Below are 17,635 nucleotides of genomic sequence, written 5' to 3'. Positions count from 1 at the left end.
CACAAAATTCCCCCTCCTTACTTAGGAAGCAAATCACTAAAGAAAGCCAGGAGGGTAGCATGAAGTTATCGCGGCGTGCAATGGTGCGAGATGGCCTGCTGGTCGTCTCTGCTGGCATGGTCATGCCAGGCATTTTTAGCCGAGGCGTCGCCTCCGCCAAGGAACTCGCGCTCCAGGGAGCGCGCTTCTCACAACAAGCAGGCGCAAAAACATTGATTGTCGTGCAGATGGCGGGCGGCAATGATGGCTTAAATACGGTTATCCCCTATACTGATGGTGCCTATCATCAGCTTCGGCCTACGCTGGCCATTCCTGGCGAGCAAGTCTTGAACCTGGATGGGCGCCTGGGGCTGCACCCTGAATTAGCGCCCTTGAAAAAGCTCTGGGATAGTGGGCATATGGCGGTCATTGAGGGGGTAGGCTATCCTAATTCCAGCCTCTCGCATTTCCAGGCTATGGATATATGGCAGACCCTTGACCTGAATGGTAATGGTCGTGACGGCTGGTTAGGCAAGCTTGTGCGTGGCTGGGTCGATAAGGATGGGCACCCCTTTCAGGCGCTGAACGTGGGGACCCAGACCGTTCAGGCGCTCCAGTCAATCAACGCCCAGGTTCCTACCTTTAACACGATTAATAACTATCGCGTTGCCCCCGATCCAGTGGATAGCGATGGCGGTAGTAGTCGGCTGCAAACCTTGATGAAGCTCTACTCCACCTATCCCAAGTCTTCTCCCTATGCCGCGCTTCTGGAGGCGACCGCTCTGAATGCCCAGGAGGGAAGCAAACAGATACATGAGGCAGCCACTCAGTATCACGCGCTGGCGAGCTATCCTCAGGGGCCTTTCAGTGCGGGCTTGCAGGTCCTGGCTGAAGCGATTGTGCAGAACCTGGGCCTGCGTGTGGGCTATGTTACGCTTGGCGGCTTTGACACGCATGCCAATCAGCAAACAACTCATGCTCAACTGATGAAAACGCTGGCAGAGGGACTCTCCGCATTTTATAGCGACTTGCAGGCGCATGGCCGGGCGGATGACGTCGTCGTGATGACCTGGTCAGAGTTTGGACGCCGCGTCGAAGAGAATGGCAGCCAGGGCACCGATCATGGCACCGCGGCCCCCCTCTTTATTCTAGGGAACGCGGTGAACAGGGGCATCTATGGCGAGCCACCCAGCCTGACCAGCCTGGATGATGCTGGCAACCTAAAGTATACCGTGGATTTTCGTTCCGTGTACGCGACCGTCCTGGATCGCTGGCTGGGGGCCTCGTCCAAAGATGTCCTGGGCGGCGCCTTTGGCAACCAGAGCTTCTTACCCTCTCTCTAATCTCCTCTGGCACCTATCTGCCTGCCTCGCGCCTGCGGCGCGAAGATTCTGAAGATTTTTAAGCAGGGGATACTCCTTCCTGCCCTCCAGAATTGGCTCTCACTACAGCTCTCCGCAAGATATCGAAATTAGTTTTCGCCAGGGCGTTTAGGATGCTCTTTCTTCCATCAATCCTTCTTTTATACCACAGCTGGGGCCTGTCTCTGAAACGAAAAGTAGTTAAGAAAAGTGTAATGTCTAAGGGGTGTGGTTGAGTTGTTTTCCATGTACAAGAGAGTTACAGCGAAGAGTGCTTTGCGTATTGGCATAGACATGAAAAGTATTTTTTGAGCGAGTTGGTACATTGCTTGGAGTTGATCTGTGAGGTTTCTCATTATTGACGATAATGCAGCGGATCGCGAACTGATTATTCGGCAGCTGCAAAAAGAGTTTCATGACGCCGAATTTACTCAGGTAGGGCGACCGACCGAATTGGAGGCCGTTTTTGCCCAGGCTCAGGCTGATTTTGTTTTAACTGATTATCAGCTGAACTGGGCAAACGGATTACAGATCTTTGAACGGGTCAAGAAGCTTTATCCTGACGTGCCCGTGGTAATGTTTACGGGAACAGGTAGTGAGGAGGTGGCGGTTGAGGCGTTGCGGGCCGGAGTAAATAACTACGTTCTCAAAAAGCACCTGGACCGGCTTCCCATTGCCGTACGTGAGAGCCTGGAAAAGACGCGTCTGCGCAAGCAATATGAAGAAGCCATCTCCCAGTTACAACTCTCCGAAGAGCTCTATCGCGAGATTTTTGAGCAAGGACTAACCGGAGTCTTTGCGGTCACGCCTGAGGGAAAACTACTAACCTGCAATCCCGCCTTTGCCCGCATCTTTGGCTTTGCTTCCGTGGAGCAGGCGCTTGAGGCGAACTTGAGCACGCTCTATGGCGAACCTGAAAAGTATGCCAGTTTTGTGCAGCAACTGAGCCAGGAGAAACGCCTGGAGTATAGTGAGTTAGAGCTGTTGCGTCGAGATGGTAGCCCGGTCTATATCGTGGCGAATGTCGTTGGCTCCTTTGATACACAGGGCAAGCTTAAAGAATTTACCGGCTACTTTTTTGATAACACTGAGCGGCATCGCCTGGCTGGTCAGTTACAGCAAGCCCAAAAACTGGAGAGCGTTGGCTTGCTAGTGAGCGGCATCGCGCACGATTTCAACAACATGTTAGGTAGTATCCTTGGCTATTCCAGTCGTGGGCTTTCGCGTATTTCGACCAGCCATCCCCTCTATAATAACCTGGCCCATATCCATGAAATTGCGACAGGCGCGGCGAAAATGACTCAGCAACTGCTGGCCTTCTCACGCCGCCAGGTGCTTGAGCCAACGGATGTTGATCTCAATAAAGTCGTGAAGAATCTGCTGGAATTTCTCGGCAAGGTTTTGGCCGACCATATTGATATCATGTTTGTCCCTGATCCGGAACTGCATACCGTTCATGTCGACTACGCCCAGATTGAGCAGGTTGTCATGAATTTATGTATTAACGCACGTGACGCCATGGCTGAAGGGGGCAGGCTAACTATTCGCACGCGCAATGTGGGTCATGAAGAGGCGGAGCGCATCGGTCACGGCGAGATGCCAGCCGAGGCCTATGTGCTTTTGACGGTGCAGGATACGGGCATAGGCATGGATGAGCAAACGCGTAGTCGCATCTTTGAACCCTTCTTTACCACAAAAGAGGTCGGGAAAGGGACGGGGCTAGGTCTCTCGATGGTGCATGGAATTGTAGGGCAGCATAATGGCTACATCTCAGTTGATAGCCAGGTGGGGAAAGGCACGGCCTTTAATATCTATCTCCCAGCCGTTGATGTCATGCACACACTCCCCTTGCCTTACCTACAGGGCGCGAGTGAAGAAGCTCAAGAGGTACGTGGTGGTGACGAGACCATTTTGGTCGTTGAGGATGATCCTGACTTGCGCTACTTGATGGAGGAGGCGTTAGGGGATTATGGGTATACGGTCATGAGTGCGCGCGACGGAGTGGAGGGTTTGCAGCTCTTTGAGAAGTACAAGGACTCCATTGCCCTGGTGATCTCCGACCTGGTCACCCCCAAGATGAAGGGGAAAGAACTCTATGATTATATTCACGCCATGAGTGCCGAGACACATTTCTTGTTTGTGAGTGGCTATCATGCCAACCAGATCAGCCAGAACTTTGTGCTTGACAAAGGCTTTGTCTTCTTACAGAAGCCCTTTGACCTGGATGACCTGGCGGCCAAGGTCCGTGAGATCCTGGTTCAGTAATCGCTCCAGCAACGACATTGCCTCTGTCAGGCCCAATTTTTCAGGGTGATACATGGTAACGCGGGTTGGCAGCCAGTAGCTGCCAACCCGCGTTACCATGTATCACATCTAATTACTAGGACCCTTAGCAGGCTTGCACTGGCTTTGCTATAATATTTGCAGTATCCTCGAACGGATCGAACGAGTAGATAGCTAGCATGGCCGTCACTTTCTGCATCCTGTCTGTAGGGCAGGAGAAGCGTAACAAGAAAAAGCTAAATATGTCAAGTGATTTAGCAACAGATGTACTAAATTTGACGCAGCACCAGGGAGTTCACATATACAATGACACAGACAGATAAAAAAGTACAGTCACAGCAGCCTGAAGAGGGGGAGACCGTCACACATTCGCCAAATGAGCGCGGGAAATGGGTCACCCTGATCTGGGTTTCGGCCCTCATGGTCGTTGGTATCTTTGGATGCATGTCTTATAGCCACTTGCCGCGGGCGAACGATGCGCAGAGCAACGCTATTGATACACAGCTGACTCCCACGCCAACGGCAACGGGCCTTGTCGACTCAATCCAGTTGAATAAATCAGTGACTGTAAATGACACGCAGGTTACGGTGAACCAGGTGCAACAGGCGACCGGCTTCTCCGATGTCAAGAAGAAGGCTGGCAACTATACTGTGCGTGTCTATGTGACGATCAAAAACGTCGGCAAGCAAGTAAGTGGTCCGCAGTATGATAAAGTGCTGCACCTGAAACTGGCTGATGGCACAACCGTCGCCCCAAGCTTCATCTCTGCCTCGCCTACTCTTGTCCCAGGAACCTACCAGAATGGCTCGTTTGATTTCGGCGTTTCCAGCCCGGTGACGCTCTCCGACCTGACCCTTTTGATTGAGGATAAGAGCCTTTCGTTTAGCAACAAGTAGATTGGTGGTACTCGTTGTGGGCAGCGATGATGGACTGGCTTCGCCAGTCCATCATCGCTGCCCACAACGATTTTTTAATCGCTTTCAGGAGCGGTCACGCGCTCCAGGCGATGGAGAACATCTTCAAAGACCTGCTGGCGTATCGCCTGGCTGCCTTCTGCTTCCTGAGGCGCTTGTGTCTGCTCAAGGCAGAGATTGTCGATGGCCAGGTAGTATTCGACGAGTACCCGGTCGTTGCTGGTAGTATGGGCGAGGTAGTCTTCAAAGAGCTCTTCCGTCTCTGTATAGGCTTGCAGGCGATCTTGCGCCGCCTGGAGTTCTTGCTGAAGTTCAAGCACGCGCGTGTAGGGGGCGGTTGGCTGAACGCGGCGGCGCCGAGGGTGGCTGGACTCTGGCTTATCCTGCATCAGCATTTGGAGTGCCAGCGCCACCTGGCCGATAGCACGATCTGCATCGTGCTTACGCCGGGTCAACCAGGCACGGACTGCATGTACACGCACAAGAACATTCGCCCCCTCGGGCAGGCGCAGGTCATCTTCTGATAGTAAGTCATCGCTGCCGGTTTCGTGCGCGATTGTCTCGAAATCATCTTCTGAAAACATAGAGAAAATACCTTACCAGAATCTTATAAACATTGATTTAACCTAGTTATATCACAAGGTGAAGAGAAAGCGTAGGAGCCAGGGACCGGGTGTCTTCTGGCTCCTACGCTTTCTCTTCATAACAGGCTGGGGAAAATGAGTGGGTGGTTCTGGATCTAGCCCAGCGCCTCCTGCCCAATCTCCGGTGGCTCTACCGGAGCCGTGGCCTCTGCGTAGTCTTCTGGTTGGGTGATGTCTGCACCACGTCCGGCGCCAATCATCTCGAAGACAGGCGTAAGAATGACTGCCAGCACCAGGTTCAGAATGACGCCACTGATGGCGGCATAGACCGCGGGAACATGGATAAACCAGAAATCGATCGGGGCGGTCGACTTAATATTGTTGCTGAAGACGGTCCAGGTGCCAAAGACCATACCTACCAGCCAGCCGATCAGCAAGGCCCAGCGGTTGAACCAGCGTGTATACAATCCGAAAAAGACGGCGGGCAGGGTTTGCAGTATCCAAACTCCACCCAGGAGCTGGAAGTTGATAACGATGCTCTTATCCAGGAACACAATAAAGAGCAGTGCGCCAAATTTGATAAGGAAAGAGGTCATCTTGGCCACGTTGGTCTCTTGCGTCTCATTTGCATTGCGATGGAAGAACTCAATGTAAATGTTGCGCGTGAAGAGATTGGCGGCGGCAATAGACATGACCGCGGCAGGCACCAGGGCGCCAATTGCGATAGCCGCAAAGGCAAAGCCGGAGAACCAGGAAGGGAAGAAAGCATTAATCAAGGCTGGAATGGAGCCATTATTGCCTAAGTCCGCCAGTGGCTTAACTTTTGCCGCGATGGCCATATAGCCGAGCAACGCTAGCAAGCCCAGCATCAGGGAGTAGATTGGGAGCAGCGACACATTGCGCTTAATGACTTTCACGCTGTTGCTACTGAGAATACTGGTTAAGGAATGGGGATAGAGGAAGAGTGCCAGGGCTGAACCCAGTGCCAGGGTTGCATACGCCAGGTACTGATTAGATCCCAGGAGGTCATTAAAGGCCGGAGCGGTCCCCTTCGCCTTCGCGGTTGTGGCCGCGGCCAGCGTCTTCATATGTGCGGCATCGAAGATCTTGGAGAAGCCACCCAGTTTGTAGGGGATATAGATGATCGTGGCGAAGAGCACGATGAAGATCATGACATCTTTGACCAGCGCGATCATGGCTGGTGCGCGCAGGCCACTGGAATAGGTATAGGCGGCCAGGATAAGGAACGCCACAATCAGCGGAAGATCTACATCGACGCCAAAGATGGGAATGACAGTAGGAAAGCCAATTGCCTCCAGGGAGACCTGAATGCCAAACATTTGCAGTGCAATATAGGGCATGGTCGCCAGAATACCGGTAAAGGCAATGGCCAGGGCCAGCCATCTGCTGCCGAAGCGTCCGCGAACAAAGTCCGCGGCAGTCACATAGTTATGCTTTTTGCATACTGACCAGAAGCGTGGCATGATGACGTAAATAAAGGGGTAGACCAGGACGGTATAGGGAACTGCGAACCATCCTGAGAGGGCGCCAGCCCCGTACAGTGCCGCGGGAACCGCGATAAAGGTATAGGCGGTATAGAGGTCGCCGCCAAGCAGGAACCAGGTAATCACCGTACCAAAGCGGCGGCCAGCCAGGCCCCATTCGTGAATCTGGTTTAGATCTCCGCGGCGCCAGCGCGCGGCCACAAAACCCAGTACAGTGACGAGCAGGAAGAAAAAGATAAAGACGGCAATTGCATCCCAGCGCATAAGCTTACTGTACCCTTTCTCAAAAGACAACGGTGTCATTGATCGACGAACAGCATAAAGGCGTGCTTGCGCTCCTGACGAGCAGCTATGAGCGTCCTCTGGAGGTCAGGAAGCCTTCCAGGAAGTACACGGAGGCGGTGATGATAGCTGTGAGAAAAATCCAGAGTAACTGGTACCAGTAGAAGAAAGGGAAATCCAGGAATGTTGGCTCACGAAAATTGTAGAAGCCGGGGAAGAGCAGGCCAAGAAATGGAATGATCAGGAGGAGGCGGAGCCAGCGATGGCCTTGCCTTTGTGGATGAGTCTCCATAGTTGTTGCTCCTTCTGTGTGGTAGCGACCACGAACATCATTGTTGAAACGCAAAAGGAAAGCTGGAGTTCTGCTGCCAATACTATGGGGCTGCAAAATAGTTCTATACATAGTTTCCAGGCATAGTGTTTAATAAAAAGGGGCATGAAGCAGATCATGCCATACTGGTGAAAGCCAAATATAGAAACTATCTTAGCCTAAATCGTACGGTATTTTTTTATAAATGTCAATCCAATAAAGCAAGATGAAGAGCGGATTTTGTAGTATTTGCGTGAAAGGGTACAATAGGTTTCAAAGGATAAATTTAAGGTGGAGGAGGGGTATTTTTAAGTGAGTAAAAAAATGCAAGAGCATATAGCCGAAGAACTGTTCGATTATAGTGATGAGTTAGAGACGGCGGACCGGGTTACGCGCAGAGTGACGCAAGAACTGGCTTGCCAGGAGACCATGTTTTCCTCGTTAAGCCCCCTTGAGCAGAATTTTCCTCTCGAAGTGGGAGAAGTTATTCTCGGGGGGCGCTATCGTGTTGAGCGGCGCCTATACTCGCGCCCTCGCTTGAATCTTTATCTGGGGAGAGCAGTAGGACGACATTGGAAACGCGGTGGCGTATCTTCTGTGTTTCGCTGGTTGGCGTGCAAATGGCGCCGGATGTGTAGGAAGCCGGAGATGTCAACTGCGCCACTGGTCGCTATTCGCGAGATCATCTTGACGGGACTGGACGCGCATCGGCAGGCCTGTATTGAAACGGCTGGCGTTGAAGAATTTATCGAGCCGATTGGTCTGGGTTCGGCCAGGTTGGCCAATGAGAAGGATCGCGTGCTCTTTGAACGTGGCCGGCTCTACCTGGTGCTGCAATTGCAGAGCAGGAAAGCGGGAAAGGATATCGAGCCTACAATACTCGATGATTTGCTCGATGGGAAGCCCTGGCCGGAGTGGCTTAGTATCGCCAGGGTCGTGCAGTGGGGTGTACAACTGGGGCGCATGATTGCGCGCCTGCACCGGATGGGGATTATTTTAGGAGAAATCGCGCCAGAGACGCTGCTCGTTGATAAGCAGGGGCTGGCATCCTGGGCGCCGTTGTTGTTAATGTGCTGGCCACCGGCTCCGCGCTTCTGGGATAGGTTGCCTGAAGAGGAGGCCTATGAAACGTATCGGCAGACTTTTCCCCTGGCACGTGGCTCGAAGCAGAATGCCTTTCTGGCACCTGAATTGCTTTATGGTCTCTCGGACGAGCGCACGGATGTATACGCGCTAGGGGCCATGCTCTATATGCTCGTAACACGTGTGGCCCCCATTGCTGCTATGCGCCGCCTGCAAGCCTCACAAACTTTCTGGCCTGACGAGAAGCAAGCTTTGCCTCTGCGGGCAGTGGAGAATCTGGAGCGCTATGAGGGTTTAGAGCTGATTCCGCCCCGGTTCTGGCGTGAGGAGTTGAGCGCGTCGCTGGAGCAAATTCTACTCAAAGCGCTTGCTCTAGATCCCCATGAGCGCTATGAATCGGTCTTCAGCCTGGTTGAGGCCCTGGAGGCTGTTGAAGGCGAAATACAAGGGTAAGTATTGGTCCTGGCTATGGGCGCTGACCTGCTCGAGAAGCAGTCAGCGTCCATTTCTGTCGCTTCTGATGCTAGCAGCAAGCATGCAAGAGATGTCTGCATATCCAAATATGAGTAGTACTGAATAAAAAGAGATTGACATTGTTAAACATTGAATGATATTATGATGACGGCAAATCTCGATATATATATCTTGTGTTGGAGGATGTTAGTTGCTTTAGGCAAGAGCAGAGTATATCAGGAGGAGACACGATGACTAAATTTGCCGTCGCGTATAGCGACTTGCGTGAGGGGGATGCGGCGGGGACAGCCCTGGGGGCCACTCTTCTGGAGAAGCTTGGCGGGACTCCAGATGTCGTCATCATTTTTATTTCACCTGATAGCGACCAACAAGCGATATTATCTGCGTTGCAGCGAACCTGCCAGCCTGAGCAGATGCTTGGATGTTCTTCAGCGGGTGAGTTTACCGGTGAGGTGCTGAGCGAGGGACTGGCCTGTGCGCTGGCGATACGTTCAGATGAGCTATTTTTCTCCGTGGGGCTGGGGCGCGAGCTTAGCAAGGACTATACACAGGCGGGGCGCACTATTGTCTCCGCATTCCGCTATCCTGAGATGCCGCGTGCACTCTATCGCACAGCTTTACTGCTCACGGATATTCTCTCAGGGGGCGCCGAAGACCTGATCGCCTCGATCTCCCAGCAAACAGATGGAACGTTTCATATCTTTGGAGGCGGCGCTGGCGATAATGCACGCTTTGCGCGAACGCCGGTCTTCTTTGGCACGGAAATCTACGACGACGCTGCCGTTGCCCTGGAGATCCTCTCCAAAAAACCGGTCGGGATCGGCTCGCACCATGGCTGGCATCCTGTTACCGAGCCGATGCTGGTGACCAGGGCCGATGGCTTGCGCCTTATCAGCCTGGACGGTCGACCCGCGCTTGACGTATTCCAGGAGTATGCCCAGGCCACTGGCCAGGCGCTGGATCCTGCCAATCCTGTGCCTTTTTTCTTGCATAATGTTTTAGGGATAGATGCAGGGCTTGGCCTATACAAATTACGTGCGCCCCTGGCGGTACATGCTGATGGATCATTCACCTGTGCCACAGAGGTGCCAGAGGGGGCGATTGTCTCGATCATGAGTGGCGTGTTAGAGGCCGCTGTAGATGCTGCATCACAGGCTGCTCAAATGGCGTTGCGCCAGATGCACGCCTGTGAGCCGGGGATGACGCTCTTTTTTGACTGTGTCGTGACCCGCTTGCGCATGGGCGACGAGTTCAATGAGGAGCTACACGCGGTGCAACATATTGTGGGGGCCCCCGGGTTTGTGGGATGCAACACCCATGGACAGGTCGTCTCTGGTCAGGGACAGTTTAGCGGCTTCCATAATTGTAACGCGGTGGTGTGTATCCTGCCTGCCTAAAGGCCATATTAAGCGTGGCTGTGGAAAAGAGCGAGAAGGGATGCTTCCGGTGCTATGGCTTCGAATGAGTATGTGATTGTCTCAACCAGTATTGAGGATAGTCGCCTGGCGGGACGAGCACTGGGCTGGCAAATACGCGAGGGCTTAAGCGCTGGACCAGATGTGGTCATCCTTTTTCTCTCTCCTCATTATGAGCAGCAGGTCTTTCTCCATGCCTTGAAACAGACATGTCGGCCTGATATACTCATCGGTTGTACCTCCATGGGCGCGTTTACAAGCTATGTTCAGGGAGGGGACATGGCCAGTGCACTGGCTATCCGCTCTCACGAGATGCTGTTTCAGGCCACTATAGCCAGGAATGCGAGGGAGGATGTGGCTCAGGCTGCTGAAGGTCTGGTTGCCTCCCTCTCAAGCGCTGATAAGCATCCTACCATGCAGCGGACGCTCCTTCTCTTTGGAAGCGGTGAGGCGGGTAAGCTTGATGCTCTACTGTCCCGCCTTTTGCGCCTCACACATGGCTCACATCAGCTCCTGGGTATGTATGCAGGTATGAACACGCGTCATCATATGGCGGTCTTGTATGAGACGGAAGCGCTCAGGGAAGGCGTGGTTGCCCTGGAGATCCTTTCGTCCAGGCCAATTGGCCTCGCATCCTTTCCGGCCTGGAGTCCTGTCGGCGCCCCAATGCTAGTTACAAAGATACGCGATAATACTGTGTTGAGTATTGATGATGTAGCTCCACTCAGCCTGTATAGGCGTCAGGCTGAGGCGCAAGGTCTTGCCTGGAACGCAGCTAATGATGAAGAGATTATGCGCTTTCTGCTCAACACTCCACTCGGTATTGACACTGGTATGGGGCAGCATATCTGTATGCCGTGCGCTTACACGCTTGCCGATGGCTCGGTCACGTTTCTGGAGCCGGTTCCCCTCCAGGGGCTTGTACAGTTTATGAGAGCACCAGCCTCTGTAGTCGTTGAGGCCACTGAAAAGATGACGCGCAGCGCCCTCCAGTATATGCATGGCTACGAACCAGGGGCCGCGCTTTTCTTTGAAGGCGAAGGCTATCGGCCACAGGGCACGAATGATTTTCGCCTGGAGCTTGACGCTGTCCAGCGTGCTCTAGGTTCAACACCATATGGGGGGTGTAGTACACGCGGGCAATATGCGCGTGTGCATGGGCAGTATGGTGCTTTTCAGCGCCATGCCCCACTCATCTGCATTTTTCCTCGGTAGTCATGGCTAGCCAATGCTACAGATCAGCCCGAGTTGTTGCTGGGTCGCGATACGAATAGCATCCACAAAGACGCCGGCATAGGCTGGCTGAACCTCGTCGATTAGGCGCGAAGTGCGTTTGCTTGTGCTTAACTGCCGTTCCTGCAAGAAGGTATGATAGTCGGTCTCAGCCTCGTGAGGATCAGGAATAGAGATATCCTCCAGACTGGAGGCCAGGAGGGCCGTTTCAGTCGGTGTCAGGTAGCCGATATAGTTGCCATAGGGATCACCAGCCTGGTAGCCAAAGGGCATAGCGCGGCGTCCACAGGCCAGGAACTCAAAGAGCGCCATCGCGCGCACAGCGTGAGATGCCAACCAGCCACGCAGGTGCAGTGTTGTTGGGAGGCGCCCAATTATGACGCCATTGCTCGGTACATCTACGTTGTCATCCGCGAGGAGCCTATGCAATACCTCTTCTGGCAGGTGTTCATGTGGTGGCTGAGACGGTGTCTTCCACGGCGTGCTTTGATGAAGGCTGTCGATGAGATCGTTCAGACCAGCGGATTGTAGGAGTGAGATGAGCTCACTGCTCTCCATAGGTGGTAAGGCTTCGCTCGTATTGACCGGGGAAGCAAGCTCTGGTGTCATCTCAAACTCTGGCGACATGTACCAGGGGAGACAGAATTGTTGGACCAGCGCTCCCCAGACGGTGCGGAGGGCCTCGGAGTCTTGATAGAGCTGAGGGGGATGCGTCTGAACATAGCGGTCGCTTAGCGGCGTAAATTGCCCTGGATCGCAGAGAAGCGCGTATTCTTGATGTGTATGTGGGCCACGAGGAAGACCCTGAGCAAAGGCTTTAGCGCGCGTCCAGGTGCGCAACTGGCGCATGGGCTGCGGCACAAATAGTTCTTCTTGCGCGCAACGCGTTTGCTCAAACAAGTGGTAGGTGTGGGTATCATCGCCATCGACAAGCCAGCGAGCAAAGGCTGGCATAACACGCCCCGTATAGACCTCCCAGGCGAAACCTTGTATACGTACGATCATAAACTCTCTCTCGTTAACTACAACGCTAAATAGCTACAGTGATGAGGGAAGTATGCGTAAACACTTGGAAATACGATCTGGTTACTAGGAGCGGCCTTGCTGACGATCAAATGCATGCTAACCGCAGCTTCCATAGAAGCTGCGTGCCAGTCAATACTTATACCTGAGATACATAGTACCCGTGTAACCTCCTTTTTGCCAAGTGTATGGGCTGTTAGTAATGGCTACACGGGTACTGAAACAGACGGATTTATGCCTTCGCGTCTTGCCCTGCGTTGTTGTCGTTTGTCTTGTCCTGGTTGGGCATGACGAAGATGCCCATCTGTGCCTGTTGCATCATCTCCTCCAGGAAAGGATCATCCTGAAGCCCTGAGAAGGAGAGGGGACCCTGGGATGGCTTAGGTGGCCGTTGCTGGTTTTCCAGGCTCGCCTTGAGCTCAGGAGGCAGATCCATTGGGAGCGGCTGGAAATTGCCAGCGACATTATAGGTATGCATCTGAGGCTGTTGTGCGCCAGCAACTTGTCCTGGATGTTGGAGGGAAGCCAGGGGCTGCGAAGGCGCCACCGTCTGCGGGCCAGTTGGCGGGACAACAGGGTATGGTCCCGTTCCATTGACGCCATCCATCGTGACGGTGGGGTAGGCTCCTGAAGGGGAAGCCCCAGCCGACATGGCCGCTAAGCGCGGTTGTGTGCCCTCTGTATTGGACATCGCTATCGTCGCAAACGCGTTGGTGTTCCCTGTGCCGCCAGGGGTAGGAATGGCGGGATCGATTCTGGTTGGCATCGCGGGAATGAAGCCACTGTTTGGATTGACGCGTGGCTGGGTGGGTGGCACCATCTCTGGCATGGGACCATTATTGGGATAAAGCCGTGGCTGAGTGGGTGGAACCATGGATGACATAAATCCCGGCTGCTGCATTCCGGAGGCATTATTGGAGAAGGCTGCACCATTTGGCTCAGCAAAGATATTTTGCAGAATATTATTTACCGCCGGGCTGGCAGGTGTACTGGACATGGGTCCAAAGACCACATTGCCTTCCTGAGGATCAATCCAGGGAACATTGCGTGGCATCTGCTGGGCCAGACCTGCTTTTTGATCCTGCTTGCGTTTCATGAGGAGGATAGACACAACCGAGGCCCCGATAATCACCATAAAGCCGATTCCTCCCCCAATGGGGAGAAGCATAGAGGTGCCATTGTCACCGCCCTTGTCATTGTGATTACTCGTGGTTGCTGGCTGGGCGGCAGCGGTAGGTGTAGGGCTATCAGGCTGAGTGGCCTGGGCCGTAGGCATCGCTGTGGCCGTCGCGGTTGCCTGGGCGGTAGGGGTCGCCGTCGCCTGCACAGGAGGCGGAGGCAGTAATGGTGGCGGAAGCGTCGGCTGAGGCTGAGGCTGCTGAGTGGGGACCTTCGTTGGAACCTTGGTGGGTACGGCAGTAGCAGTGGTGATGGCGGTAACGGTAGCGGTAACGCCAGGGGTTGGGGTTGGTGTGTCCGTAGTAGTCGTAAGTGTGGAATCCATGAAACTAGTATATGCCGCCCCTGCGGTTGATTGAGAGACAGAAGCAATGGCACCAATCACAGCGAAAAACAGGATAAAGCAGAGAGCCATCGTCCGCAATGTCCACTGGGCATTCCCATAGTGACGCTTTTTCACAGTTTCGAGCCTCCCGGCTTAAATAATAGCAAATACACACAAAATAGCTTGGACAGCCTCTCATTGCGCTCAGATGGTATAGCGAGTTCCCCATGCATTGTGTATGACTGTACCATCCGCCTATCCACTGGCCTATATTGTGCAAGAGAATAGAAAAAGAGATAAAACAAGCAAGATAAAAAATAAAAACAGCGCCCCTGGGCGAGCAATGAACAAAAACCGAGCAAAACTAAGAAAATAGAGGCAGTTAGCGCAAACCTCGTGGTTATAGTGTATGTATTAAGAGGGAGAAGCGTCAAGCTGTCAGCTAAAATGTACTATAAAAAACATGAATGGGTGAATATCAGTGTTTAAATATTATAAGTGTAAGAGCTGAAGAAAAGATATATAAAGTTGCTAAAATTGGATACAAGAAGAGTGCTGCGAGTGGATGATTTCGTGGTTAAGAAAGAGGGAAAGCCTGGAGTGATCAGGTGGATGCATGCAATGGGGCAGATATTTGTGCATATGTGTATGGTTTAATGCCTGCCTGTATACTAATAGCAAATGTCAGGCGTCTTTCTTGAAGAGGACTAGAGATGTGATCCCAGGCTTCTTGTAGCGAACCCTCGATTCTGGGTGTGGGAAGATGTGGAAAGTGTTATCACGAGATTGCACATCCTCCTGAGCACCTGCTGAAACCTTGAGGCAGGAACCGCTTATGGCTGTAAAACATCGGCTTGAGAGTATTATTACGACCAGCAGGCACAAGGGAGGACAACCGTACGAGGTTGGGCCCCCCAAAGAACTCCACGCCAGGCATTTACTTGCTGTTCTCATGCTCGTAGTACTGGTGGTTTCAAGTTTTAATGGACTGCGCCTGGTACTGGCTGCTGGTGGCGTCTTCTGGCTGCTGGGATGGGTCTTTATTCTCTGTTATGCCTATATCCTTTTCTGGCTGGGGCACAATGTTTCTCTGGCTGGTGGACATTTCGCCTGGATCTCGCAACTTGCCAATCAGCAGTGGGGCCGCTTAGCTGGACTGTGCATCTGGATTTGTTGCATTTTGTTTATTTTTCCTACATTTCAAAGTGCTCTCCTTTTCCTCTATGCTGTCAACGGTGACCTTATCCCCAATATAAACGCTGTTCTTTGGGGAGGAATGGTGGGCCTTGTTATGGCTACGAGCCTGGCCTGTATTCCTATGCGCTATCTAAAGCATATCTTGCTGCTGGTTGGTGCGCTCTATACAGGGATGTTTATTAGCGCGGGGCTACTTGGCATCTGGTGGGTTGGAACTGGCCACACGCCTGCGCTGGAGCATATCGCCTGGCAGAATCGTGTGCCACATCTTCCCAATGAAGGGGTCTTTGGCATGATTATCTGGACGTTATTAGGGATCGAGACGCCTTTCCTGTTGATGGACGAGGTAAAGGGAGGCGTCATACAGCAGCGACGTGCCTGTCACTTTATCTGGTGGGGGATACTTGGCCTGGCTATTGCATACACGCTGGCGAACCTGGGATTGCTGCTGATTGTGCCACCCAGATTTGCGGGAGAGGTAGGAAGTTTTCTCCTGATATTTACGATCTGTTTAGGCGAATGGGCGGGGTGGGTTACCCTGAGCGTGCTCATCGTGAGCCAGGCTGTAATTGCGGCTGTTTGTCTCTTGTTAGCGGCTCGAGTGTTTATATTCATGGCTCGGCAGGGGCTGTTGCCACAAAAGCTGCTCTCCCTGGATCGTTTTGGCGTACCGCGTTATGGAATCATGGTTCAGGCACTTGTGACCCTTGTATTTCTGTTGTTTATATATGGTCTTGTACCACATTTTGTTTTGGTTCCTGCCGCGCCTGTTCCTGGCTTACGTATCTATATCATCGCTGAAGCTATTGCCACAATTCTCTGGTTGCTTCCTACCGCACAACTGTTTTTTCTTGTCGCACGGTCCATGCTCAAGGTGGAGCAAAGGTGCCAGCACAAGGAGAGCTATGAAGGGAGAGCTATGCAGAGAGGGTATACAAGGTGGTCGCTTTTAGGAGTCTCCCTGGTAGGATTACTGCTGGCGGTGTATGGTGTGCTCTCTACCCTGAGTCACTCATGGATACCTGACCTGATAGCTACGCCAAAATGGATGTGTTACGTTGGTCTCTGGTCGCTGATATTTTTGATTGTCAGCTGGCTCTGCATTGAGGTTCCCTACCAAGGGCGTCACCTGGCGGACTTGAAGAGATTAATCATGAGCGAGAGGCGGTTACGGCAACAATTGCAAGCCTCCTACCATGAGCATGAATGTCTTGCTCTCTCTCAACAAAAGCTTCTCCAGGAGCGCGACCAGCTCTATCATGAGCAACGGTTGCTAGCGATTACCGATGCCGTGACGGGTTTATCTAATCATCGCGCATTGATGATTCGCCTGGATGCGGCGTTTGCGTACCATAGTAAGCAGAGAGAACGTTATGCGCTCTTTTTTATTGATCTTGATCACTTCAAGCATGTGAATGATCAGTATGGACACCTGGTTGGCGATTTTCTTTTGCATGAGGTTGGCGCGCGCCTGGCGCGGGTGGTGGGGGATGGAGGAATCGTAGGGAGGTATGGGGGAGAGGAGTTTGTCGCGCTGTTGTGGGTGCGTGATCTCTCCCATATGCGCGAGGTTGCTGAACGGCTGCGCATGGAGATAATGAAGGAGCCTTTTCTCTGGCGGCAGGAGAGGGAGTCTGTCCCCATTTGCTTGCGGATGACGGTGAGTATAGGTGTAGCTGTCTATCCATTGCACGGGACCAGGCTACAAGAGTTAATTGCCCAGGCTGATAGGGCCATGTACCGGGCCAAGAGCAGTGGACGTAATTGTGTCTGTATCGTGGACCAGGGTGAGAGGGTACAGATTGCAAAATGGGATGGAGGGCAGAAGTCAGATGCGGAGGAAATGGCTCTTCAGGCTTTACTGACCATGTTAAAAGTCCATAACGAGCCAATATATTGGCATGGGCAGCGCCTGGCTGTGCTGGCTGAAGCCGTCGCCAGACGGTTACATTGTCGCGAAGAGGATATCGCGCACCTGCGCGTGGCGGCCATGCTCCATGATGTGGGCAAGATTGCTGTCCCTAACGAGATTCTCTTTAAAAAGGAGCCTCTAGACAGGTCTGAATGGAGAAAAATGAGGCAACACCCGGTCATTGGCAGAGCCATTATGGCGCAGACAGGGGGAAGCTTTTCTCTGGTGGCGTCGATTATTGGTGCGCACCATGAGCGTTGGGATGGCACCGGGTATCCAGATGGGCTGGAGCGAGAGGAAATCCCTCTCATGGCACGCATTCTCAGCGTGGTGGATGCCTATGACACGATGACCTCTGTGCGCCCTTATCATACGCCAAAGCGAGTCGATGAGGCGTGTAGTGAACTGGTACAGTGTATGGGAGCACAATTTGATCCCATTGTGGTACGGGCGTTTCTAGAGGTGTTATCGCAACGCGAGACTGAGGCCTATTTACAACACGTACGGATGAGTGAAGCGGTCAGTAGTCAGCAGAAGCAAGAGAGGGGAGAGAGCACCTAGCTCCCTCCCCTCTC

The 17,635-nt window shown here is 52.9% G+C and carries 12 protein-coding genes; 7 read left to right on the top strand and 5 right to left on the bottom strand.

The window, feature by feature from the left end:
* The first annotated feature begins 59 nt into the window (after positions 1-59).
* The 3 genes from KRAC_RS09170 (at position 60) to KRAC_RS09160 (ending at position 4,520) form a co-directional block, all read left to right on the top strand.
* Complete coding sequence (locus KRAC_RS09170; protein WP_007906310.1) at positions 60-1,322, top strand: DUF1501 domain-containing protein; 1,263 nt, start codon at positions 60-62, stop codon at positions 1,320-1,322.
* A gap of 360 nt (positions 1,323-1,682) precedes the next feature.
* A complete protein-coding gene (locus KRAC_RS61160; protein ID WP_007906308.1) occupies positions 1,683-3,605 on the top strand; it encodes a hybrid sensor histidine kinase/response regulator in 1,923 nt (640 codons plus the stop codon).
* 324 nt (positions 3,606-3,929) lie between these two features.
* Positions 3,930-4,520, top strand: a complete 591-nt coding sequence (locus KRAC_RS09160; RefSeq protein WP_007906305.1) for a DUF4352 domain-containing protein — start codon at positions 3,930-3,932, stop codon at positions 4,518-4,520.
* Between the two features lie 74 nt (positions 4,521-4,594).
* Here KRAC_RS09160 and KRAC_RS09155 read toward each other — a convergent pair whose 3' ends face one another.
* The 3 genes from KRAC_RS09155 to KRAC_RS09145 all read right to left on the bottom strand — a co-directional run bounded on the left by KRAC_RS09155 (position 4,595) and on the right by KRAC_RS09145 (position 7,201).
* On the bottom strand, positions 4,595-5,122 hold the full coding sequence (locus KRAC_RS09155) for a hypothetical protein (RefSeq protein ID WP_007906303.1): 528 nt from the start codon (positions 5,120-5,122) through the stop codon (positions 4,595-4,597).
* A 155-nt stretch (positions 5,123-5,277) separates the two neighbouring features.
* Positions 5,278-6,891: a monocarboxylate uptake permease MctP gene (gene mctP / locus KRAC_RS09150; protein ID WP_040443164.1), complete on the bottom strand. Its 1,614-nt coding sequence runs from the start codon at positions 6,889-6,891 to the stop codon at positions 5,278-5,280.
* A gap of 85 nt (positions 6,892-6,976) precedes the next feature.
* Positions 6,977-7,201, bottom strand: a complete 225-nt coding sequence (locus tag KRAC_RS09145) for a DUF3311 domain-containing protein (RefSeq protein ID WP_007906299.1) — start codon at positions 7,199-7,201, stop codon at positions 6,977-6,979.
* Positions 7,202-7,531: 330 nt separating this feature from the next.
* Here KRAC_RS09145 and KRAC_RS09140 point away from each other — a divergent pair, with 330 nt between their 5' ends.
* The 3 genes from KRAC_RS09140 to KRAC_RS09130 all read left to right on the top strand — a co-directional run bounded on the left by KRAC_RS09140 (position 7,532) and on the right by KRAC_RS09130 (position 11,406).
* The gene (locus tag KRAC_RS09140; protein ID WP_157506363.1) at positions 7,532-8,755 is read left to right on the top strand and encodes a serine/threonine-protein kinase; all 1,224 of its coding nucleotides are present in this window, start codon (positions 7,532-7,534) and stop codon (positions 8,753-8,755) included.
* Between the two features lie 251 nt (positions 8,756-9,006).
* Positions 9,007-10,173, top strand: a complete 1,167-nt coding sequence (locus KRAC_RS09135) for an FIST signal transduction protein (RefSeq protein WP_007906291.1) — start codon at positions 9,007-9,009, stop codon at positions 10,171-10,173.
* A 54-nt stretch (positions 10,174-10,227) separates the two neighbouring features.
* On the top strand, positions 10,228-11,406 hold the full coding sequence (locus tag KRAC_RS09130; RefSeq protein WP_007906290.1) for an FIST signal transduction protein: 1,179 nt from the start codon (positions 10,228-10,230) through the stop codon (positions 11,404-11,406).
* 6 nt (positions 11,407-11,412) lie between these two features.
* On the opposite strand, the gene KRAC_RS09125 is transcribed toward KRAC_RS09130, so the two are convergent.
* Positions 11,413-12,429 carry a hypothetical protein gene (locus KRAC_RS09125; RefSeq protein WP_007906289.1) on the bottom strand — a complete coding sequence of 339 codons (1,017 nt, stop codon included), beginning with the start codon at positions 12,427-12,429 and terminating at the stop codon, positions 11,413-11,415.
* A 250-nt stretch (positions 12,430-12,679) separates the two neighbouring features.
* Positions 12,680-14,086, bottom strand: a complete 1,407-nt coding sequence (locus KRAC_RS09120; RefSeq protein WP_007906288.1) for a hypothetical protein — start codon at positions 14,084-14,086, stop codon at positions 12,680-12,682.
* Between the two features lie 700 nt (positions 14,087-14,786).
* Between KRAC_RS09120 and KRAC_RS61155 the strand changes: the two genes are divergently transcribed.
* Positions 14,787-17,621 carry an amino acid permease gene (locus tag KRAC_RS61155; RefSeq protein WP_007906287.1) on the top strand — a complete coding sequence of 945 codons (2,835 nt, stop codon included), beginning with the start codon at positions 14,787-14,789 and terminating at the stop codon, positions 17,619-17,621.
* Positions 17,622-17,635: the final 14 nt, after the last annotated feature.

The organism is Ktedonobacter racemifer DSM 44963 (assembly GCF_000178855.1).
Classification (GTDB): Bacteria; Chloroflexota; Ktedonobacteria; order Ktedonobacterales; family Ktedonobacteraceae; genus Ktedonobacter; species Ktedonobacter racemifer.
Note: the sequence above shows the minus strand (reverse complement) of the source record. Positions and strands in the feature narration are given on the sequence as shown.